Annotated in this window: 17 protein-coding genes; 9 read left to right on the top strand and 8 right to left on the bottom strand. The window is 64.8% G+C overall.

Going from position 1 to position 21,007, the window contains the following annotated elements; translation table 11 throughout:
- Positions 1-17: 17 nt before the first annotated feature.
- Positions 18-1,622, bottom strand: coding sequence for a cytochrome ubiquinol oxidase subunit I (locus AB0O52_RS13390; protein WP_364538270.1), 1,605 nt, complete (start codon positions 1,620-1,622; stop codon positions 18-20).
- Between the two features lie 283 nt (positions 1,623-1,905).
- Between AB0O52_RS13390 and AB0O52_RS13385 the strand changes: the two genes are divergently transcribed.
- The gene (locus AB0O52_RS13385; protein ID WP_364538268.1) at positions 1,906-2,292 is read left to right on the top strand and encodes a BlaI/MecI/CopY family transcriptional regulator; all 387 of its coding nucleotides are present in this window, start codon (positions 1,906-1,908) and stop codon (positions 2,290-2,292) included.
- A 6-nt stretch (positions 2,293-2,298) separates the two neighbouring features.
- The gene (locus AB0O52_RS13380) at positions 2,299-3,291 is read left to right on the top strand and encodes a M56 family metallopeptidase (protein WP_364538266.1); all 993 of its coding nucleotides are present in this window, start codon (positions 2,299-2,301) and stop codon (positions 3,289-3,291) included.
- 98 nt (positions 3,292-3,389) lie between these two features.
- Here the strand turns inward: AB0O52_RS13380 and AB0O52_RS13375 are convergent, their stop codons facing one another.
- Positions 3,390-5,498, bottom strand: coding sequence for a DNA topoisomerase IV subunit B (locus AB0O52_RS13375; RefSeq protein ID WP_364538264.1), 2,109 nt, complete (start codon positions 5,496-5,498; stop codon positions 3,390-3,392).
- Between the two features lie 222 nt (positions 5,499-5,720).
- Here AB0O52_RS13375 and AB0O52_RS13370 point away from each other — a divergent pair, with 222 nt between their 5' ends.
- Positions 5,721-5,942, top strand: a complete 222-nt coding sequence (locus tag AB0O52_RS13370) for a hypothetical protein (protein WP_059389114.1) — start codon at positions 5,721-5,723, stop codon at positions 5,940-5,942.
- A 121-nt stretch (positions 5,943-6,063) separates the two neighbouring features.
- Here the strand turns inward: AB0O52_RS13370 and AB0O52_RS13365 are convergent, their stop codons facing one another.
- Both AB0O52_RS13365 and AB0O52_RS13360 read right to left on the bottom strand, forming a co-directional pair.
- Positions 6,064-6,690 carry an FMN-binding negative transcriptional regulator gene (locus AB0O52_RS13365; RefSeq protein ID WP_364538262.1) on the bottom strand — a complete coding sequence of 209 codons (627 nt, stop codon included), beginning with the start codon at positions 6,688-6,690 and terminating at the stop codon, positions 6,064-6,066.
- Between the two features lie 47 nt (positions 6,691-6,737).
- Positions 6,738-7,676: a DMT family transporter gene (locus AB0O52_RS13360; protein ID WP_364538260.1), complete on the bottom strand. Its 939-nt coding sequence runs from the start codon at positions 7,674-7,676 to the stop codon at positions 6,738-6,740.
- Between AB0O52_RS13360 and AB0O52_RS13355 the strand changes: the two genes are divergently transcribed.
- Positions 7,675-9,087, top strand: coding sequence for a PLP-dependent aminotransferase family protein (locus AB0O52_RS13355; RefSeq protein WP_364538259.1), 1,413 nt, complete (start codon positions 7,675-7,677; stop codon positions 9,085-9,087). The two genes, AB0O52_RS13360 and AB0O52_RS13355, sit on opposite strands and share 2 nt — an antisense overlap.
- An 80-nt stretch (positions 9,088-9,167) precedes the next feature.
- Here the strand turns inward: AB0O52_RS13355 and AB0O52_RS13350 are convergent, their stop codons facing one another.
- The 4 genes from AB0O52_RS13350 to AB0O52_RS13335 form a co-directional block, all read right to left on the bottom strand.
- A complete protein-coding gene (locus AB0O52_RS13350) occupies positions 9,168-10,466 on the bottom strand; it encodes an RNA polymerase sigma factor (protein WP_364538257.1) in 1,299 nt (432 codons plus the stop codon).
- Positions 10,467-10,779: 313 nt separating this feature from the next.
- Positions 10,780-12,033, bottom strand: a complete 1,254-nt coding sequence (locus AB0O52_RS13345; protein WP_364538255.1) for a DUF4192 domain-containing protein — start codon at positions 12,031-12,033, stop codon at positions 10,780-10,782.
- Between the two features lie 103 nt (positions 12,034-12,136).
- Positions 12,137-13,495 carry an MFS transporter gene (locus tag AB0O52_RS13340; protein WP_364538253.1) on the bottom strand — a complete coding sequence of 453 codons (1,359 nt, stop codon included), beginning with the start codon at positions 13,493-13,495 and terminating at the stop codon, positions 12,137-12,139.
- Between the two features lie 35 nt (positions 13,496-13,530).
- Entirely contained in the window at positions 13,531-14,469 is a 939-nt protein-coding gene (locus AB0O52_RS13335) for a PAC2 family protein (RefSeq protein ID WP_364538251.1), read from the bottom strand.
- Positions 14,470-14,787: 318 nt separating this feature from the next.
- Between AB0O52_RS13335 and AB0O52_RS13330 the strand changes: the two genes are divergently transcribed.
- The 5 genes from AB0O52_RS13330 (at position 14,788) to AB0O52_RS13310 (ending at position 20,940) form a co-directional block, all read left to right on the top strand.
- The gene (locus AB0O52_RS13330; protein WP_364538249.1) at positions 14,788-16,308 is read left to right on the top strand and encodes a leucyl aminopeptidase; all 1,521 of its coding nucleotides are present in this window, start codon (positions 14,788-14,790) and stop codon (positions 16,306-16,308) included.
- Positions 16,309-16,543: 235 nt separating this feature from the next.
- Positions 16,544-17,926, top strand: a complete 1,383-nt coding sequence (lpdA, locus tag AB0O52_RS13325) for a dihydrolipoyl dehydrogenase (RefSeq protein ID WP_364538247.1) — start codon at positions 16,544-16,546, stop codon at positions 17,924-17,926.
- Between the two features lie 107 nt (positions 17,927-18,033).
- Entirely contained in the window at positions 18,034-19,821 is a 1,788-nt protein-coding gene (gene sucB / locus AB0O52_RS13320) for a 2-oxoglutarate dehydrogenase, E2 component, dihydrolipoamide succinyltransferase (RefSeq protein WP_364538245.1), read from the top strand.
- 124 nt (positions 19,822-19,945) lie between these two features.
- Positions 19,946-20,299 carry a hypothetical protein gene (locus AB0O52_RS13315; protein WP_234750020.1) on the top strand — a complete coding sequence of 118 codons (354 nt, stop codon included), beginning with the start codon at positions 19,946-19,948 and terminating at the stop codon, positions 20,297-20,299.
- A gap of 212 nt (positions 20,300-20,511) precedes the next feature.
- Complete coding sequence (locus AB0O52_RS13310; RefSeq protein WP_364538243.1) at positions 20,512-20,940, top strand: OsmC family protein; 429 nt, start codon at positions 20,512-20,514, stop codon at positions 20,938-20,940.
- The last annotated feature ends 67 nt before the right edge of the window (positions 20,941-21,007 follow it).

Below are 21,007 nucleotides of genomic sequence, written 5' to 3'. Positions count from 1 at the left end.
AAAGATTCCTCTGCTTCCTAGTAGGCGAATGCCAGGACGTCGTCACTGTCGCCGGGTTGGCCCGGGGCGCCCGGGGTCCCGCCGTCGTCGTCCTTCTTGTTCCCGCCATGCGCTTCGGCGAGCTCCGGCATCGCGGACACCACGCCACCCCGGGCGTATTTGACCAGGAGCCGGACTTCGACCACCAGCAGGACCGCGTAGGTCGAGGCCAACGCGACGAGCGAGGTGATCAGCTCGGCGGCGGAGACACCTGGTGAGACGGCCGCGGCGGTGAACATGAACACTTGGTCGACGCCGCTGGCGTCCGGATTGGGCGCGACGACGAACGGTTGGCGGCCCATTTCGGTGAAGATCCAGCCGGCGGCGTTGGCCCCGAAGGGCGCCAGGATGCCGAACACCGCCAGGCGCATGATCCAGCGGGATTGCGGGACCATGCCCTTGCGTGTGACCCAGAGGGCAAGCAAGGCGGCAAGAGCGGCGATCCCGCCGAAGCCGATCATCATCCGGAAGCCCCAATAGGTCACTTCCATGACGGGTACGTACTGGATTTGCTGGCCTGCCCGGTCGCCGTACAGGGGATTGCTCGGCAGGTGGGTGCCGTACTTGGCCTGGTATTCGTCGAGGAGGCTGTTGACGCCCTTCACTTCCGTGTTGAAATCGCCCTTGGCCAGGAAGGAAAGGATGCCGGGGACCTCGATCACGGCCACGATGTCGTTGCAGTTCTTGGACCCGAGATTGCCGATGCTCAGCACGGAAAAGCCTGTGCCGTCGTGGCAGGCGGCTTCGGCCGCGGCCATCTTCATGGGCTGTTGTTCGAACATCAGCTTGCCCTGCAAATCGCCGGTGATGGCGGTGCCGGCGAAAGAGATCATGGCGACGACGGCGCCGATCCGCAACGAGTTGATCCACACCTTGTAGTCGGCCTTGTCCCGTCCGGGAATGTCGGCTTCGCCCGCGATGGCCCGGCCGTCCGCTCCGACGGTGTCAATGCCGTCGTGGCGGCGGCGCCAGAGGTGGTACCAGGCGATGCCCAGGAGGAACGCACCGGCGACGGCCAGCGCACCGAAGAGCGTGTGGGGCACGGCCACCATGGCGGTGTTGTTGGTGAAGACTGCCCAGGCGTCGGTCATGACGGGACGCCCGTTGACCATCGTGACGCCGACCGGGTGCTGCATCCAGGAGTTGGCCACGATGATGAAGTAGGCCGAGAAGACCGAGCCGATCACGGCGATCCAGAGGCACGCGAGGTGGACGCCACGCTTGAGTTGCTTCCAGCCGAAGATCCATAGCCCCAGGAAGGTCGATTCCACAAAGAACGCCAGAAGCGCTTCCAGGGCCAGGGGCGCACCGAACACGTCGCCGACGAATCGGCTGTATTCGCTCCACGCCATGCCGAACTGGAATTCCTGCACGATACCCGTGGCCACGCCCATGATGAAGTTGATGAGGAAGAGCTTGCCCCAGAACTTGGTCATCCGCAGGTATTCAGCTTTGCCCGTGCGGTACCAGAGGGTCTGGATGACGGCCACGACAAGTCCCAGCCCGATGGTCAGCGGCACCATCATGAAGTGGTAGACCGTGGTGATTCCAAATTGCCAGCGTGCGATTTCCAAGGCGTCCATGGCTGTCCTTTTTATCCGGCATTGTCCCGACGCCCGCTTGCGGCGCCTTTCTTCTACGTTGCGTAGAACTGACTTCTTCTACACAGTGTAGAACAAACCCCTGGGATCTGCTCACCACTCTTCCAGTGGCGTAACAGTGCCGCAAGGACACGCCACGCCGCATGTTCTACCTCACGTAGAATCGCGGGCCAAAAAACGGTAGATTGAGGGTGGAATGTTGGATTATCGTGCTCCTTCAGCCTGGGAAACGGGGCGGGGAAGCGCGGAAAGTAGGGATGCATTGATGGCAAGTCTTGGCGAACTGGAACGGGCGGTCATGGATCTCCTCTGGGCAGGCCAGGAAGCTGCAACAGCCAACAAGCTTCGTGATCTGCTGGCGCAGGATTCTGCCGCCTCGGATGGCATTGCAGGACACCAAGGCAAGGACCTCGCAGTCACCACGGTCCTGACGGTCTTGTCCCGCCTTGAGAAGAAGGGCCTCGTGGAGCGCGAACGCGGCACCCGCCCGCACCGCTACCAGGCCGTTTCGAGCCGCGCGGACCACACGGCGGACCTCATGCACGAGGCACTGGGTTCCGCCCCGGACCGCGAAGCCGTGCTGGCCCGGTTCATCGGTTCCGTGAGCGAGAGTGAAGCTGCCACGCTGCGCAAGCTGCTCGGCGAAAACTAAGCACCCGTGTTCTGGACCTCATATTTTCTGGCGGTCCTTTCTTTGGTGCTGGCATGGCCGGTTCCCGTCCTTTTGTCGCGCGCTGAGTGGCCGGCCCGCGCGCCTTTCATGGCCATGGTCCTTTGGCAAGCCATCGCACTCGCCGGTGGCCTCTCCATGATCGGGGCCATGCTGGTCTACGGGCTTGAGCCCATCGGCGACAACCTTATTGCCGGCCTGCGTTCCTTGGCCGGCATGGTGCTTCACAACGAGCCCACCACGGCGTTGGGCTTCTGGCACCTGTTCGCCCTGTCCGCCGCGGCGCTCCTGAGCGCCCATCTCGTGTTCACCCTGCTACTTACCTACGTCAAGATCGAGCGGCAGCGGCGGAGGCACCGCGAACTCCTCGCGCTTCTGGCCTCGCCGTCCGCCGACGGCCCAGGGACCGTGGTCATCAACCACGATTCCCCAGTGGCGTACTGCCTGCCCGGCGGCGCACGGTCAGTGACCGTCCTGTCCGACGGCCTGATGGCCGCCCTGGAGCCTGCCGAGCTGCGGGCCGTCCTCATCCACGAAAATGCCCATCTCTCGCAACGCCACGACCTTCTCTTGTGGGCCTTCGCGGCGTGGCGCCAAGCACTGCCATGGTTCCCCACCACGCGACTGGCCCAGGTTGCGGTCAACTCCCTGATCGAAATGCTTGCCGACGATGTGGCCCTGCGCACCGAGAGCAAGGGAACACTCATCAAGGCAATCGCGATCGTGGCCAGCGGCTCCGCCCGCCCCGTGGAGCAATTCGCGCTCCCCCGGACAAGCGATCCGGACGCTTCCCCCGAAAGCAGCTCCTTGAGCGGCACCGGCGGCGCCGACTCACCGCGTACGACGGCGTCGCGCGTCAGCCGGCTGCTCTCACCCAAGCCGCCGCTTCCGGCAGCTCAGCGCGCTTTGGTGCTCGCGGCGTCGGCCATGTTGCTCGCAGTGCCGACAGGCTTGCTGATCGTGCCGGGCCTGCTGGGCTGATCCAGGCCACCGGACATGTCCGGCCGCCGGAGAACGCAATGGACATATTCGGACTATGTCCACTCCACGCTGCCGGGACGGGACATGCCCACCCGAAGTCAGGCGTCGATGCGTTCGCGGTCCAGGTCCGCGGCCCCGGCAATAATGAAGTCCTTGCGCGGGGCGACGTCCGATCCCATCAGCAGGTCAAAGGTGTCCTCCGCCATCTTGGCGTTCTCAATCCCCACCTTGCGGAGGGTGCGGTGGCGCGGATCCATGGTGGTCTCGGCGAGCTGCTCGGCGTCCATCTCACCCAGGCCCTTGTAGCGCTGGATCGGCTCCTTGTAGCGCTTGCCTTCCTTGGCGAGCCTGGCCAGCAGGACGTGCAGCTCAGCCTCCGAGTACGTGTAGATCATCTCGTTGGCCTTCTGGCCGGCGTTGATGACTTCCACCCGGTGCAACGGCGGTACCGCAGCGTACACCCGGCCCTCGTCGATCATCGGGCGCATGTACCGGAAGAACAAGGTGAGGAGCAGCGTGCGGATGTGGGCGCCGTCGACGTCCGCATCGGTCATCAGGATCACCTTGCCGTAACGGGCGGCGTCGATGTCGAAGCTCCTGCCCGAGCCGGCACCCACTACCTGGATGAGGGCTGCGCACTCCGCGTTGGAGAGCATGTCCCCCACCGAGGCCTTCTGCACGTTGAGGATCTTGCCGCGGATCGGCAGCAGCGCCTGGAAGTCCGAGGACCGCGCCAGCTTGGCAGTGCCGAGCGCGGAGTCACCTTCCACGATGAACAGCTCGGAGCGGCCGACGTCGTCCGTGCGGCAATCTGCCAGCTTGGTGGGCATCGACGACGTCTCCAGCGCATTCTTCCGGCGTTGCGTTTCCTTGTGGACGCGGGCCGAGATGCGGGACTTCATCTCGCTGACGATCTTCTCGAGCAGGAGGGCGGACTGGGCCTTGTCGTTGCGGTTCGCCGAGTTCAGGCGCGCCGTGATCTCTTCCTCGACCACCTTGGCAACGATCGCCCTGACGGCTGAAGTGCCCAGGATTTCCTTGGTCTGGCCCTCGAATTGCGGCTCTGCCAAGCGGACCGTCAGCACTGCCGTCAGGCCGGCAAGGATGTCGTCCTTCTCAATCTTGTCGTTGCCCGCCTTGAGCTTGCGTGCGTTCGTTTCGACGGCCTTGCGGAAGGTCTTCAGGAGTGCTTGTTCGAAGCCTGCCTGGTGCGTGCCGCCCTTGGGCGTGGCGATGATGTTGACGAAGCTCCGCATGGTGGTTTCGTAGCCGATCCCCCAGCGCAGCGCGATGTCCACTTCACAGTCGCGTTCCACTTCGGCGATCTTGCTGTGCCCGTTTTCGTCAAGGACCGGAACGGTTTCCTTGAACTTGCCCGCACCGTGGAGCCGCCAGACATCAGTGACGCCCGAATCCGCGGCGAGGAACTCGACGAACTCGGAAATGCCGCCGTCGTGATGGAAGACCTCCTGGTGCGGCCCGTTTTCGCCGGGGGTACCCGGGAGCCGGCGCTCGTCGCGGACCGTGAGCTTGAGGCCCGGAACCAGGAAAGACGTTTGGCGGGCGCGGGCCGCAAGTTCCTCGTAGGCGAACTTCGCGTCCGGTGTGAAGATCTGCCGGTCTGCCCAGTAGCGGATCCGGGTACCGGTGACACCCCGCTTGGCCTTGCCCACGACGTCGAGCACCGAGTTCTCGATGAACGGTTCGAAGACCGACGTCGGGCTGGGCTTCGAGCCCGTGTCCTTGAATCGTCCGGGCTCGCCGCGGCGGAAAGACATCTGGTACGTCTTGCCGCCGCGGTCCACCTGCACGTCAAGGCGGGCAGAGAGCGCATTCACGACGGACGCGCCGACGCCATGCAGACCGCCGGACGCGGTGTAGGAGCCGCCACCGAACTTTCCGCCTGCGTGCAGCTTGGTAAAGACGACTTCGACGCCGGTGAGCCCGGTCTTGGGTTCCAGGTCCACGGGGATGCCGCGGCCGTCGTCGTGGATTTCCACCGAATTGTCCGCGTGGAGGATGATCTGGATGTCATGCCCGAAGCCCGCCAGCGCTTCGTCCACGGAGTTGTCAATGATCTCCCACAAGCAGTGCATGAGGCCGCGCGAGTCGGTGGAGCCGATGTACATGCCCGGACGCTTGCGGACCGCCTCCAGGCCTTCCAGGACGGAAAGGTGCCGGGCGTTGTATTCAGAACTCGGTGCCACGGGCGGGGCGCTCCTTCGGGGGTGTAACAGAGGCAAAAAACACTTCTCCTAGGCTAGCCGCCCCGGAGCCAGGACGAGAGCTGCCACTCCCAATCGTGCTGGACGCCACTTCCTGGTGTTACGCACATGTGATACGCGGACAGCGAACGTGACCCATCCTTGCCATGGTTTTGCCTCGAATGCTGGTTATATGGATACACAGAACTACTAAGGAGGCCGAACATGACAACAGCAGTTGCAGACCGCACACTCAATGCACTCGACCGGTGCGACCGTTGCGGGGCCCAGGCATATGTCCGCGTTGTACTCGAGTCCTCCGGCGGTGAGCTGCTCTTCTGCGGCCACCACGCACGTGCAGTAGAGGCCACGCTGCGGCCGATGACCTCGGACTGGCATGACGAGACGGCCCGCCTTCAGGAGAAGGAACCCGTCCTCGCCGACTAGCCATCAGGGGCCGGCCCCAGCGCCAGCCCGGCTGACATAATTTCACAGAGAGACAGCGGCCCCCTCCGGACGGAGGGGGCCGCTGCGTTAACTTCCCCGCTGCGTTAGCTTCCGTGCTGCGTTAGCTTCCCTTCCTGGCCCGGGCTACGTCGGCAGCAATCTCCTTGTGCCCTTGGGCATCAAGGGCGGCCACGACCCCGTCGATGTCCTTGGCGGGCCGGTTCTGGCTCAGTTTGGCCTTCGCTTCGATACGGGTAATGACCAGCTCGATGCCGACGATCGCACGCAACTGGCCGGAGACGTAGCGCTCCGGCGCGTCATCCACGGACCACGGTCGCTCGGAGCGGGCTTCGTTGAGGTTGGTCAGCTGCCTGACATGGTTGCCGAGCCACGCGGCATCGTCATGGACGGCAAGCGTGCCGTAGACGTGGGCTGTGGAATAGTTCCACGTCGGGACGACGCGTCCATGCTCTGCCTTCGACGCGTACCAGGAAGGCGAGATGTAGGCGTCCGCGCCCTGGATGATCGCAAGTGATTCTCCGATCGCCGGCTCGGACCATTGGGAGTTGGTCCGGGCGAGGTGTCCGTGGAGCGCGCCGTGTTCGCCGATCGAGGGATCGTAGATGAGCGGCAGGAGGGTCGCGAGCAGGCCCTGCGACGTCATGGTGACCAGATTCGCCGCACTTGGCCGGGTCAGGAGGTGGTGGACGAGGTCAGGACCGGCCTCGAAATGCGCTGGGATGTACATGGTTCCATTCTTCCTATCTTGGGACGGGTGAACTGTTCTGTTGGTCTTTAGCGATTCTGTTCCGGCCGCGGATTCAGCCTGACCCGGACGGCGACGCCGGCGCAGACGACGACGGCCAGCCCGCCCACAATCGTGATCCAGCCCAGGGATTCGCCCAGCAGCAGAGCTGCCCAGCAGATGCTCAGCACGGGCTGGATGAGTTGCACCTGGCTGACTTTGGCCATAGGTCCAATGGCGAGGCCCCGATACCAGGCGAAGAAGCCGAAGAACATGCTGACGACTCCGAGATATGCAAAAGCAGCCCACTGGCCCGGTGAGGCTGACGGCGGCTGCTGGGCCACGGAGAGGGCGGCCAGGCCGGCCATCAACGGCAATGCCAGGACGAGCGCCCAGGATACGGTCTGCCATGCGCCGAGTTCGCGGGCGAGCAGTCCGCCTTCCGCGTAACCGATGGCCGCTGCGACGACGGCGCCGAGGAGCAGCACATCCGCCCAGTTCAGCTGCCCTAGCCCGCCTGATTGTGCGAAAGCGAACGCAATGGCCGCAACAGCGCCCACGGCCGTCACGAGCCAGAAGGCGACGGGCGGATGCTCGCGTCCGCGGAGTACTGCGGCGGTTGCCGTTGCTGCCGGCAAGAGGGCGATGACGACGGCACCGTGGCTGGCCGGCGCCGTCGTGAGTGCGAACGAGGTGAGCAAGGGGAACCCGACAACAATCCCGGCGGCGACCACGGCAAGGCGCGCCCATTGCCGGCCTCGAGGAAGCCGCTGCCTGGTGAGCGAGAGGGCGGATGCCGCGAGTATCGACGCGACGACGGCACGGCCGGAGCCGATGAACAAGGGCGACAGGCCACCAACCGCCACCCGGGTGAAGGGAACAGTGAACGAGAAGGCCGCTACTCCCAGGAGGCCCCACCAAAGGCCCGTTGCGGGACGGGACAGTATCACTGGGCGAATAATCGTAGTAGCGCTACTATTGTCTCTCATGAACAACGATAGCAGTTCCAGGATTGCGATGCGACTGCGGGAATGGATCGCCGGGGCCGCGCCGGGATCCCGGCTGCCGTCCACCCGGTCACTGGTTGCCGACTACCAGGCCAGCCCCGTGACGGTGCAGAAAGCCCTGCAAGCGCTCACCTCGCAGGGCTTGATCGAGAGCCGGCCCGGCGTCGGCACCTTCGTGCGGGCGGTCCGGACAGCACGCCCCTCGGATTACGGTTGGCAAACTGCGGCACTGCGCGCACCGCAAGCACCCCCGCGCTCAGCCTCCACCACGATGCGGGACACGTCGAACGCAACTATTGCCTTCCACTCCGGATACCCGGACCGGGAACTCCTGCCGGAGCGGCTTGTGCGGGCCGCCCTCGCCCGCGCGGCCCGCGGCGACGCTGCTTTGTCCCGGCCTCCGGCGGCGGGCCTTCCCGAGTTGCAGTCCTGGTTCGCGCACGAACTCGGCAGCGCGACGCCGGCCGGGCTCACCCCGCCAACACCGAGCGACGTCATCGTGCTGCCTGGAAGCCAAGGCGGCCTCAGCTCCATCTTCACTGCATTGGTGGGCCACGGGCAGCCGCTGCTCATGGAATCTCCGAGCTACTGGGGAGCCATCCTTGCCGCGACGCAAGCAGGAGTCCGCATCGTCCCGGTGCCCAGCGGGGCCGATGGGCCGGAGCCCGAAGAATTGGCCAGGGCCTTTGAGGATACTGGCGCACGGTTGTTCTACGCCCAACCGAACTTTGCCAACCCCACTGGAGCGCAATGGTCCAGCCGTCGGGGCGAAGAAGTCCTGGACGTCGTCCGACAGTACGGCGCGTTCCTCGTCGAGGACGACTGGGCCCGCGACTTCGGCATCACGTCGACGGCGGTACCCCTCGCCGCCCGTGACGACTCCGGCCACGTGGTCTATCTTCGTTCCCTCACGAAAAGCGTTTCACCGGCCATCCGCGTTGCAGCCGTTATCGCACGCGGCCCCGCCCGCGAACGCATTCTTTCGGACCGCGCGGCCGAGTCGATGTACGTCAGCGGATTGCTGCAGGCCGCGGCACTCGATGTCGTCACCCAGCCGGCCTGGCAGACGCATCTGCGCAGCCTCCGCCATCAGCTCCAGTCACGCCGCGACCTCCTTGTCTCAAGCCTGCGCGAGCACGCCCCCCGGGCCCATCTCAGCCTTATTCCGAAGGGAGGGCTGAACCTCTGGGCACGCCTGCCCGACGGGACGGACCTCGAAGGTCTGACCGGTGAGTGCGAGAGTGCCGGGGTGATGATCGCGGTCGGTACGGAATGGTTCCCGGCCGAACCGGCGGGACCGTTCATCCGGCTCAACTTCGCAGGACCCAACCCCTCCGCTTTCCCCGAGGGCGCCCGCATCCTCGGCAAAGCACTCGAACGGAACAGCCCCTAGATGCAAAAGTGGACCCGCGGAAGATCCGGGGGTCCACTTTCTAGACGGGCTGTGCCGGTTAAAGCACGGCGTCCGTCGCTTTAGTCAAGGTAGTCGCGCAGAACCTGCGACCGCGAGGGGTGGCGCAGCTTGGACATCGTCTTCGATTCAATCTGACGAATGCGTTCGCGGGTGACTCCATAGACCTTGCCGATTTCGTCTAAAGTCTTCGGCTGGCCGTCCGTAAGGCCGAAACGCATCGCGACGACGCCTGCTTCACGCTCGGACAGGGTATCGAGCACCGAGTGCAACTGCTCCTGGAGAAGGGTGAAGCTCACAGCGTCCGCCGGCACAACGGCTTCGGAGTCCTCGATGAGGTCACCGAATTCTGAATCGCCGTCTTCGCCAAGCGGGGTGTGCAGCGAGATGGGCTCACGGCCGTACTTCTGGACTTCAACGACCTTCTCGGGGGTCATGTCCAGTTCGAGGGCCAGTTCCTCAGGTGTAGGTTCCCGACCAAGGTCCTGCAGCATTTGGCGCTGGACGCGTGCCAGCTTGTTGATGACTTCCACCATGTGCACGGGGATGCGGATGGTCCGGGCCTGGTCGGCCATGGCGCGGGTGATGGCCTGGCGGATCCACCAGGTGGCGTACGTGGAGAACTTGAAGCCCTTGGTGTAGTCGAACTTCTCCACTGCACGGATCAGGCCCAGGTTGCCTTCCTGGATGAGGTCCAGGAACAGCATGCCACGGCCGGTGTAGCGCTTGGCCAAGGAGACCACGAGGCGCAGGTTGGCCTCGAGGAGGTGGTTCTTGGCCCTCTTGCCGTCGTGGATGATGAACTCGAGCTCACGCTTGAGCTTCGGATCCATGGAGCCGTCGTCCGCGTTGATCTTCTCTTCGGCGAAGAGGCCGGCTTCAATACGGAGCGCAAGGTCGACTTCCTGCTCCGCGTTCAGCAGGGCAACCTTGCCGATCTGCTTCAGATAGTCCTTGACGGGGTCGGCCGTGGCACCGGCTGACATGACCTGCTGGACAGGTGCATCGTCATCGTCGGCATCCGAGTAAACAAAGCCGGAACCGGTCGCGGCAGGCTTCTTGCCCTCTTCGCCTTCTTCGAGTTCCTCCGTGAGCTCTGCTTCGTCGGGAACCACGGCGTCAAAATCCTCGGCTTCTTCCTCGGAGTCCTCGTCGGTGCCGGCGGACTTGTTGGCTGCTTCGGCAGCGGCCTTGGCGCCGGGCTTGGGCCCGCGCTTCTTGGGTGCCGGCTTCTCTGCACCTGCAGTCGAAGCACTGGCAGCACGCGTTGCCGCACGCTTCGCAGCTGTAGCCGCCTTCGTTTCTTCGGCGGACAGTTCGGCCAGGGCGGCGGGTTCCTTCTCGGCGGAAGACGGGGTCACAGAAAACCTTTCTAGCGGCGGTCTGTGGAATCACCATGGGGGCAACACCACTATGACCCTGTCAAGTCCGCGATCAACATCAAGTGCCATCACCGACTGCAGAGTCTTTAGGTAAAACTCCCGACGGCGCCTTAATGTTCCCTTGGTTCAGGGGACGTTTACGGCACTTGAAACACGGACCCAACCGGGTCTCGGCAACCATTGTCTCACGGTTTTGGATTCCGGGGGGTCGATACCCGCTACCGTGCAGACAATTACGGGCCGCACGGATTTCCCTCCCCGGCGCACTCCCGGAGTCAGCCCAGTGCCTGGGTCACGCTGTTTCCCCACCGAACTTCCGCCACGCCGATGACTTGCTTTTGGCCCAGCCGCACACCGTGCCGCGCCTCACCACCTCGGCGAGTAGTTCCGCGAGCCGATAACCCCGTTGTTCAGCGTCAGCCTGCGAAAGGAGCTCGTGGGCGAATGAACCGCTCCCCCGGCACCACTGAATCCACCCACGGATCGTGAGCGTTGCGGCCCGCGCCTCCCCGCCGCCGTAGCGGGAGAGGATCGCCAGGACCTGATCCAGGCTCGTCAACCGGTTCCAGTCGGGGTTCACCGGGTACAGGCCCAGGAGCACGTCTCCGTAGCGTAAGACGCTGACATCCGTGGCCTCAGTCGGCCTGCCGGCCGCAGGCGCCGTGCCCCCTGCCGGCGCCGTGCCTGCTGCCGGCGCCGTGGAACAGAGCCCGGGCGGAATAGCCAGGGCATCCCCTTCATCGTCCCCATCGTCAAAGAAGCCGAAGGCCTCCGTACCGCCGCAGGCGACGTCTTTCCCCGCAGCCGCCAGGACCACCACGGCGTCGCGCCACGCCGGAACCCTCAAGCTCGCCCGGAGGAACGCCGCGGCCCCTGCGTCGAATTCCTCTGGACGGCTGGAATCGAGGACCTTCGTCCACACATCCAGCATTTCTTCGAATGACTTCCTGCTCCGCCACCGCCGGAGCAACTCCTCAAGCACGGCGCCTTCCGCACGCATGAACTCCGGATCAAGGGCAGGCTGGTCCCCGGGCCCCGACAACCCGGGCGATTCCCTGACGCTGCTCCCCCTGAACACCATTTCCGCGTTGAGCCGGCTGTCCAGGATCTGGTCCACGGGACGCCCGGGAAGAGGACAGCACTCCGGATCGGTGCAGAAGGCGCTTCGCCAGTAGTCGGAACCGATGAACCAGGCGTCCCGCAGCGCCAAGCCGCGGTGGGCCAGAACGGATTCCAGGGCTTCCAGCAGGTGCTGCCTGAGTGGCACAACGCCGCCATCGTCCCAACCGTCGTCGCTGAAGAATGCCAAAAGCACACCGTCCGCGTCATGGTCCGCTTCCAGGTACTCACCGATCCTCCGTGAGTACGCGGCAAGCACGCGTCCGGATCTCCCGGGCGGAAGGTCCACGCGAAGGGTGGCGCCAAGTGTCTGCCCACGCAGCGTGATGGCGACGAGGCTCTCCTTCGGCCAGAGTCCCAAGGCATGCGGAATGAAGCCGAGGATGTCCTCGGGCCGGGAGATGGTCACACGGTTGTCTGCTGTCATGAATCCAGCATCGGCAAAATAATGGGTGGCGGCAGGCCTCAATTGCCCTATGTGGACAAAGGCGACCGTAAGCGCCTGTGGAGGAACACCACGGCGAAGCAGGCTACGGCGTGGAGCTCCGCTGCTTCGCGAGCCGTTCCCGGCGCAATTCCACGCGGCGCCGGCGCTGGTTTGCCAGCGACACGAGGAGCGGCGGGACGTGCACACCCTGGGCCGCCATCTGACGCCGTACTTTGCGGCGGGTCATGAGGATCAAGACCGTACCCACGAGCAGGAACAGGAACTGCACGCTCAAGGCGATGCGGAAGGACGCCAGGCCGTACAGCTCACCGCCCGAGAAACCGCCGGTGTGGAGAAGGTCGAGGATGAGCCCCACCAAATAGATCGTCAGGAGCGCGGCAACGAAGCCGCCCACGTTGACGATGCCCGTCGCGGTGCCGATCCTGTGGGAAGGATTGAATGTCCGGGCAAAATCAAAGCCGATCATGGACCCGGGGCCGCCGATGGCCAGGGCGACCACCAGCAAGGCAAGCAACCAGAGAGGCGCCCTGCCGGGCAACAGCAGGACCGCAGCCCAGGCAAGTGCGGTAGCCGCCGTGATCAACAGGACCATGGCCGAGCGACGCATGGGGTGCCTCGCCACGAAGGTTCCAAACAAAGGCCCCACGAGGATGCTGGTGACTACGAAGAGGCCCATCAAGGCGGACACGGTGGCCGGGTTCAGGCCCTGCGCCGATACCAGGAACGGGTAGCCCCAAGACATGGCGAAGACGTTGCCGCTGAACTGGACAGTGAAGTGGCACCAAAGCCCCAAACGCGTCCCGGGCTGCCGCCAGGCACGGGCCAAGGTCACACCCGTGGCGCGTAGCCCCTGGGCGTTCTCCCGGGGCGGGTGACCCGGCGGAACGTCCCTGAGCAGGGCGAGGACGAGGACGACGGCGAGCGCAGACAACGAGCTTAACGCCAGGAAGGCCGTATTCCAGCCCGCCGAATGAAGGACCAGCGCGAACGGCACCACGCTAATGAGCTGGCCAAGCTGGCCCGACATTCCCGTCAGCTGGGTGACGAGCGGGACCCTTGCCGGGGCGAACCAGATCGGCACGAGGCGGATGACGGAGACGAAGGTCATCGCGTCGCCGGCGCCGACAAGGACCCGCCCGAGGACGCCCGCCGGAACTGCATCGGCATAAGCCAACTGGAACTGGCCCAGGCCCATGAGCACGGCACCGCTGGCAATCATGGCGCGCGAGCCGAAGCGGTCAACCAGGAGCCCCACCGGTATCTGGAGGCCGGCGTAGACCAGCAGCTGAAGCACCGTGAAGAAGGAAATGGCGGCCGCGCTGGCATGGAACCGTTCGGTGGCCTCCAGTCCGGACACACCGAAGGATGTGCGCTGGGCGACTGCCACAAGGTAGGCAAGCACCCCTATCGTCCAAATGAGCCAGGCGCGGGGTGCGTTCACCCTTCCATTATGCCCGGGGCCGCATTAAAGCTGCTTTATGGGCGCGCATCTTTACGTGCGAGATACGCCTCAACCGCCGCTCCCAGGTCCTCGGCGTTCGGCAGTTCGTCGTTCTCGTCGGCGAGCAAGGAACGGCGTACCGTTCCTTCGGCTTTGTCGTCATAGCGGGACTCCAGCTTTGAAACCACCTGCTGGACGTCCTCGGACGCTTCTACTTGTTCGGCGATCTGCCTGCCTACTTCCCGGCCGGCCTCGCGAAGGCGGTCCGTCGGCAGCATCAAGGACGTTGCTGCCCCCAGGTATTCGAGTCCCGCCACCGCTGCCGGCGGGTACTCGGCGTCCGCGAGGTAGTGCGGAACGTGGATGACGTACCCGGCCACCTTCCGTGCGGCTTCGATCAGCCGCAGTTCCAGGATGTGGCCGATGGCCGAAGGAACCTCCACAGTCGGCTTCCACGTGGAAATCCCCTCGATAAGTTCGGGTCGGTTTCCGTGCACCGTCACGCCAACCGGCCGGGTGTGCGGAACAGGCATGGGAATGGAGTGGATCCAGGTCACCAGGTTGACGTCCAGTTTTTCGACGATCCCGACGACGGCGCGCGCGAAACGCTCCCACTGCAGGTCCGGTTCAAAACCGGCAAGCAGCAGGAACGGCTCGCCCAAGCCGTCATTCAGCTTGTAAAGCGCTAGGCGTGGGGCCTTGTAGTCCTCCAGATGGTCTTCGACAAAGCTGATGTGGGGACGGCGCGTGCGGTAGTCGATGAGCTGGTCAGCGTCGAACACAGCCACGGTTTCGACGTCGAGCGTATCCAGCAGTTCCCGGTTGATCTGCTGGACCACGTGCCCGGCATCGGCGAATCCAGTGAAGCCCATCAGCATATTCAGGCCCCTGATATCCGGGCTGTGGAAGAGCTCGATGTTGCTCGCGTAGAGCGACTCGGGGTCAAGGAGTGAGCCGGAAATCCGTTCAAACACGGCATGTTCCTTTCGCAGTTTCAAGTTCTCGGCAGGAGCAGGCGGCTTCACACCGCAGCAGACGCCTGGGCGGCCGGCCACGCTCCCGTATTGGTACAACGCCCCGGACCGGCCGCGCATTCCTGCCGGACAATGTGCCGCAACTCTCATTTAATTGCTTTCCCGCACAGCAGACAGACTACGATCGAGAGGTGCCGCCGTGTGCGGACCCAAGCAACCACCGACGATGTCCCATGCGGACAACCGACGGGTACCAGGGCCGGGCGCCTAACATGCAGCCCGGCCAAGCCATGCAGAGAGAGATGAGGACAAATCCTCGTGGTGAAGACTACAGACATCACCCTTGGCACGATCGCCAAGGACCTGAAGAAGGCGCCCAGCGACGCACTCGTGATAGCCGTCAGTCAGGGGGAAGACGGACCGGTACTGCTCGGGAACCCGCTGGGGGCGAAGGCAGCGGAAAGCCTCGCGGCTTCGTTGGGCCTCCTCGGCATCACGGGAGCAGCCGATCAGGTACACCGTCTGCCGGGTCTTCCGGAAACCGGTTCGGGCGTCCTCGTCCTGGCAGGTGTCGGCAAGGTCGCCGACGACGCCCTCCTCGCCGGGGAAGCCCTCCGCCGCACCGCGGGATCCGCTGTCCGCCAGCTCGCCGGCTTGTCCTCAGTGACACTGGCCCTCCCGACGGCGTCCCTCGCCGACGTCGCGGCCGTCGCCGAAGGCGCCGTGCTGGGTTCGTATTCCTATACGGAGCACCGCTCCAGCAAGGACGGCCTCAAGGATCCGGTCGGCAAGGTCCTGATCCACACGGCGTTTGACGGCAAGGATGTCCAGCCAGCGCTCGATCGGGCATTGCTCGTGGGACGCGCGGTCAACGCCACCCGCACCCTGGTCAACCAGCCTCCGAGCCACCTTTACCCGGAGTCCTTCGCCGAGGCTGCCAAGGAACTCGCCAAGGGTCTGCCCGTCAAAGTCACCGTGTGGGACGAAAAGCGCCTCGAAAAGGACGGTTTCGGCGGAATCCTGGGAGTTGGAAAGGGCTCGACCCGCCAGCCGCGCCTCGTCAAGGTGGAGTACGCTCCGGCAAAGGCCACCAGGAAGATCGCGCTCGTGGGCAAAGGCATCACCTTTGACACAGGCGGCATTTCGATCAAGCCGGCCCTCGGTATGGGCGACATGAAGAGCGACATGGCGGGCGCCGCCGTCGTACTTAATACCGTCCTGGCCGTCGCGGGGCTCGGGTTGCCCGTCAAGGTGACCGCGTGGCTCTGCATCGCCGAGAACATGCCCTCCGGCGCTGCACAGCGCCCCGCCGACGTTCTTACCATGTACGGCGGCAAGACGGTCGAGGTCCTCAACACCGACGCCGAGGGCCGCCTGGTCATGGCCGACGGAATCGTTGCGGCCAGCCTCGAGCAGCCGGACGTCATCATCGACGTCGCGACACTGACGGGTGCCCAGCTGATCGCCCTGGGCGACCGTACTGCCGGAGTCATGGGTTCGGACGCCGTCACGGGCGCCCTCAAGTCCGCGGCGGACCGCGCAGGCGAACTCGTCTGGCCGATGCCGCTGCCGGAGGAACTGCGGGCCAGCCTCGACTCGCAGGTGGCGGACATCGCCAACATCGGCGAACGCCACGGCGGAATGATGACCGCGGCCGTGTTCCTGCGCGAGTTCGTCGGCAAGGACGCCGAGGGCAAGCAGATCCCCTGGGCGCATGTCGACATCGCAGGCCCGTCGTTCAACAACGGCAGCCCCTACGGCTACACGCCCAAGCAAGGCACCGGCTGCACCGTCAGGACGCTGCTCGCCTACGTCGAAGACGTGCTGGCCACGGCCTAGACCGGTACCCAAGTGGGGCCGGTTCATGACCGGCCCCACGGCCCGACGTGAGTCTGGCCACAAGCGCCCCACAAAAGCCTCGGCAGGGTGGAGCATGGATAAGTGGTTCGCTAAGGTGAACCACGGTAGTCACAAATGCAAGAGAACTTCGGTGCTGGCATAATCGCGGCAGTACAAGTTCCAAGACCAGATGACGCGTAGTCGCGTGTCATCGCTCACGCGAGGGAGCGTCCTAGTGGCCGATCAGGCAACTGCGCAAGAATTCGACATCCTGGTACTCGGTGGCGGCAGCGGCGGCTACGCCACGGCTCTGCGTGCCGTTCAGCTTGGTTTCACCGTTGGTCTCGTCGAGAAGGGAAAGCTCGGCGGCACCTGCCTGCACAACGGGTGTATCCCCACCAAGGCCCTGCTGCACTCGGCCGAACTGGCCGACCACGCACGCGATTCCGCCAAGTACGGCGTCAACGTCACTTTGGACAGCATCGACATCGCGGCCGTGAACGCCTACAAGGACGGAATCGTCGCGGGTAAGTACAAGGGCCTGCAGGGACTCATCAAGTCCAAGGGCATCACGGTCATCGAAGGCGAAGGCAAGCTGCAGGGCACCGACACCGTCGTCGTGAACGGCACAGCCTACAAGGGCAAGAACATCGTCCTAGCCACGGGTTCCTACTCCCGGTCCCTGCCCGGCCTGGAAATCGGCGGCCGCGTCATCACGTCCGATGAAGCACTGACCATGGACTACATTCCCAAGAGCGTCATCGTCCTCGGCGGCGGCGTCATCGGCGTCGAGTTCGCTTCCGTGTGGAAGTCCTTCGGCGTCGACGTCACGATCGTTGAAGGCCTCCCCTCCCTCGTTCCCAACGAAGACACCGCCATCGTCAAGAACCTTGAGCGCGCCTTCAAGAAGCGCGGCATCAAGTTCAGCACCGGCGTCTTCTTCCAGGGCGTCGAGCAGGACGACAACGGCGTGAAGGTCACGCTGGTTGACGGCCAGACCTTCGAAGCCGACCTCCTCCTCGTTGCAGTGGGCCGTGGCCCCGTCACCGCCAACCTCGGTTACGAGGAAGCAGGCGTGACCATCGATCGCGGCTTCGTCATCACCAACGAACGCCTGCACACCGGCGTCGGCAACGTCTACGCCGTCGGCGACATCGTCCCCGGCGTCCAGCTGGCCCACCGCGGGTACCAGCAGGGCATCTTCGTCGCCGAAGAGATCGCCGGCCTGAACCCGGTGGTCGTCGAAGACGTGAACATCCCCAAGGTCACCTTCTGCGAACCTGAAATCGCCACCGTCGGCTACACCGAAAAGGGCGCCAAGGAGAAGTTCGGCGAGGACCAGGTCCAGACCCAGGAATACAACCTCGCCGGCAACGGCAAGAGCTCCATCCTGGGCACCGGCGGCATCGTGAAGGTCGTCCGCCAGAAGGACGGCCCGGTCGTCGGTATCCACATGATCGGTTCCCGCATGGGCGAGCAGATCGGCGAAGCACAGCTGATTGTCAACTGGGAAGCCCACCCGGAGGACGTGGCGCAGTTCATCCACGCACACCCGACGCAGAACGAGACCCTGGGCGAAGTCCACCTCGCACTGGCAGGCAAGCCGCTCCACGGCTAAGTCTTTACGCAAGACACCCGGTCCTGCGCCCGCACGAACTGCGGGCGCAGGACCCCAGCAGGCAACACTCATCCGCACTAAAGATCAATAAGGAGAACGGGGACGACATGTCTGAATCCGTTAACTTGCCCGCCCTTGGTGAAAGCGTCACCGAAGGCACCGTCACTCGCTGGCTCAAGCAGGTTGGTGACCGAGTGGAAGTCGACGAGCCCCTGCTCGAAGTTTCCACCGACAAAGTAGACACCGAAATCCCGTCTCCTATTGCCGGCATCATCGAAGAAATCCTCGTAGCTGAAGACGAGACCGCCGAAGTCGGCGCTCCCCTGGTTCGGATCGGCAGCGGCAGCAACGGTGCTGCAGCGCCCGCAGCCGCACCTGCGGAAGAAGCACCGGCGGCCCCCGCCCCGGCTCCCGAAGCTGCACCGGCTCCCGAAGCTGCACCGGCTCCCGCAGCCGAAGAAGCCGCAGCCCCCGCAGCCGCTTCCGGCGAGGCCTCGGGTCACGACGTGACGCTCCCCGCTTTGGGCGAAAGCGTCACCGAAGGCACCGTCACCCGCTGGCTCAAGGCCGTTGGCGACACCGTCGAAGTGGACGAACCGCTCCTCGAGGTCTCCACCGACAAGGTAGACACCGAGATCCCCTCCCCCGTGGCCGGCACTTTGCTTGAGATCCGCGTCAACGAAGACGACACAGCCGAAGTCGGTTCCGTTCTTGCCGTCATCGGCTCCGGCGCCCCGGCCGCAGCAGCGTCGGCACCCGCTGAAGCACCGGCACCCGCCGCCGCACCGGCACCCGTAGCAACAGCCCCCGCACCGGCAGCAGCACCGGCAGCCCCTGCACCGGCAGCCCCAGCACCGGCAGCCCCTGCACCGGCAGCCCCAGCACCGGCAGCCCCGGCAGCCCCCGCACCGGCAGCCGCACCCGCAGCCGCACCCGCAGCGTCCTCGAACGAGTCCGGCTACGTCACCCCCCTCGTCCGCAAGCTGGCCAACCAGAGCGGTGTCGACATCACCACCGTGGCGGGCACCGGCGTCGGCGGCCGTATCCGGAAGCAGGACGTGCTTGCCGCGGCCGACGCAAAGAAGGCCGCGGCCGCCGCTCCGGCGTCCGCAGCTCCAGCAGCTCCCACGACGCCCGCCAAGCCTGCTGCCGCCCCCGTGGCGGCCTCTTCGCTCCGCGGGACCGTGGAGAAGGCCCCGCGCATCCGCCAGGTCATCGCCCGCCGCATGCGCGAGTCCCTCGAAACCTCAACGCAGCTCACCCAGGTGCACGAGGTCGACATGACCAAGATCGCCAAGCTCCGCCTCAAGGCCAAGGGCTCCTTCGAGGCCCAGAACGGCGTCAAGCTGACCTTTCTGCCGTTCATCGCCAAGGCCGTGGCCGAAGCCTTGAAGCAGCACCCCAAGTTGAACGCGGCGTACGACGAAGAGAAGCAGGAAATCACCTACCACAACGCGGAACACCTCGCGATTGCCGTAGACACCGACAAGGGCCTGCTGGTCCCGGTCATTTCCGACGCCGGCAACCTGAACCTTGCCGGCCTGGCCAGCAAGATCGCCGATGTCGCCGGCCGTACCCGCCAGGGGAAGATCGGTCCGGACGAGCTCTCCGGCGGCACCTTCAGCATCACCAACATCGGCTCCGTCGGCGCCCTGTTCGACACGCCGATCATCAACCAGCCCCAGGTGGGCATCCTGGGCACCGGCGCGATCGTCAAGCGACCGGTCGTGGTTGCCGATGAGAACGGCGATGACTCGATTGCCATCCGCTCCATGATGTACCTGTCGCTGACGTACGACCACCGCCTGGTTGACGGTGCCGACGCCGGCCGCTTCCTGCAGACCCTCAGGGCACGCCTTGAGGAAGGTTCCTTCGAAGCGGACCTGGGCCTCTGAATCCAGCGATGGCGTGACGGGAAGGTCCCGGCGGGAAACCGCAAGGACCTTCCCGTTTTTCATGCCCGGATATTGCTCCGTGGCTTTGCTACGGCTCGTAGAAGATTCTGGCTAAGCTGGAGCCATGACTATCCTCTTCAACGTCCTGCTGTTCTTGCACATCGTCGGCGCAGCCATGATCGTGGGCTACTGGATCGCCACCCTGAAGCAGCCGACCGTGCACCCGCGCCAGCGGGACGGCGCCTTCGTGCAGCTGATCACCGGTGTTGCCATGATGGGAATCCTGCCCATGCTGCCCAATGCCGATCCCAACTACTTCAAGCTCGGCATCAAGTTCGCGATCGGCCTCGCTGTCGCCGTGCTCGCCGTCATCGGCTCGCGGAAGGTCAAGAAGGGCGAACCGGTGTCCACAGGTCTGGCCCATGGCGTAGGCGGCCTGGCACTGGTCAATATCGCCATCGCCACGATCTGGCAGTGACCTCGCACATGCGCTGACCGGAGCACACTGCGCGGCCGCCCGGACCTTCCGTCCGGGCGGCCGTTGCTGCTTAAGCAGTTGCTGCTTAACCCGCGCAGTCACAATCCTCTGAGAGCGGACAAGCGGTGCGCCGCCGCCGTCGAATCCTTAGGATTGAACCCGGCGGCATCCGGTATCCGGATGCCAATTCGCAACGACGCTGAGGAGTGGACATGGCTACAACACGCACCGCACACACCGTATGGAACGGCAACCTGATGGAAGGCGCCGGCAACACCACGCTGGACAGCTCCGGACTCGGAACCTTCAACGTCACCTGGAAGGCCCGTGCGGAGTCCGCAGAGGGCAAGACCAGCCCCGAAGAGCTGATTGCTGCCGCACACTCGGCATGCTTCTCGATGGCCTTCAGCAACGGCGTGGCAGGCGCAGGCTTCACGCCCGAAGAGGTCAACACCAAGGCTGACGTCACCTTCCAGCCTGGCGTTGGCATCACGGGCATCCACCTGACCGTGAGCGCACGCGTCCCCGGCCTCTCCGAAGAAGAATTCCAGCGCCTCGCCGAAGACGCCAAGACCAACTGCCCGGTGTCCCAGGCACTCCGCGCAACTCCTATCACGCTGGATGCGACGCTCGCTTCCTAGCGGCAACACGTCCCAAGCAGCGAAGTCCCCGCTTTTCCTTCCGGAAGGGCGGGGACTTCGTTCTGCG

Origin of the sequence: Arthrobacter sp. NPDC080073, from assembly GCF_040686575.1 — a bacterium.
GTDB lineage: Bacteria > Actinomycetota > Actinomycetes > Actinomycetales > Micrococcaceae > Arthrobacter.
The sequence above is the reverse complement of the archived record's forward strand: the minus strand, read 5'-3'. Positions and strand labels throughout refer to the sequence as shown.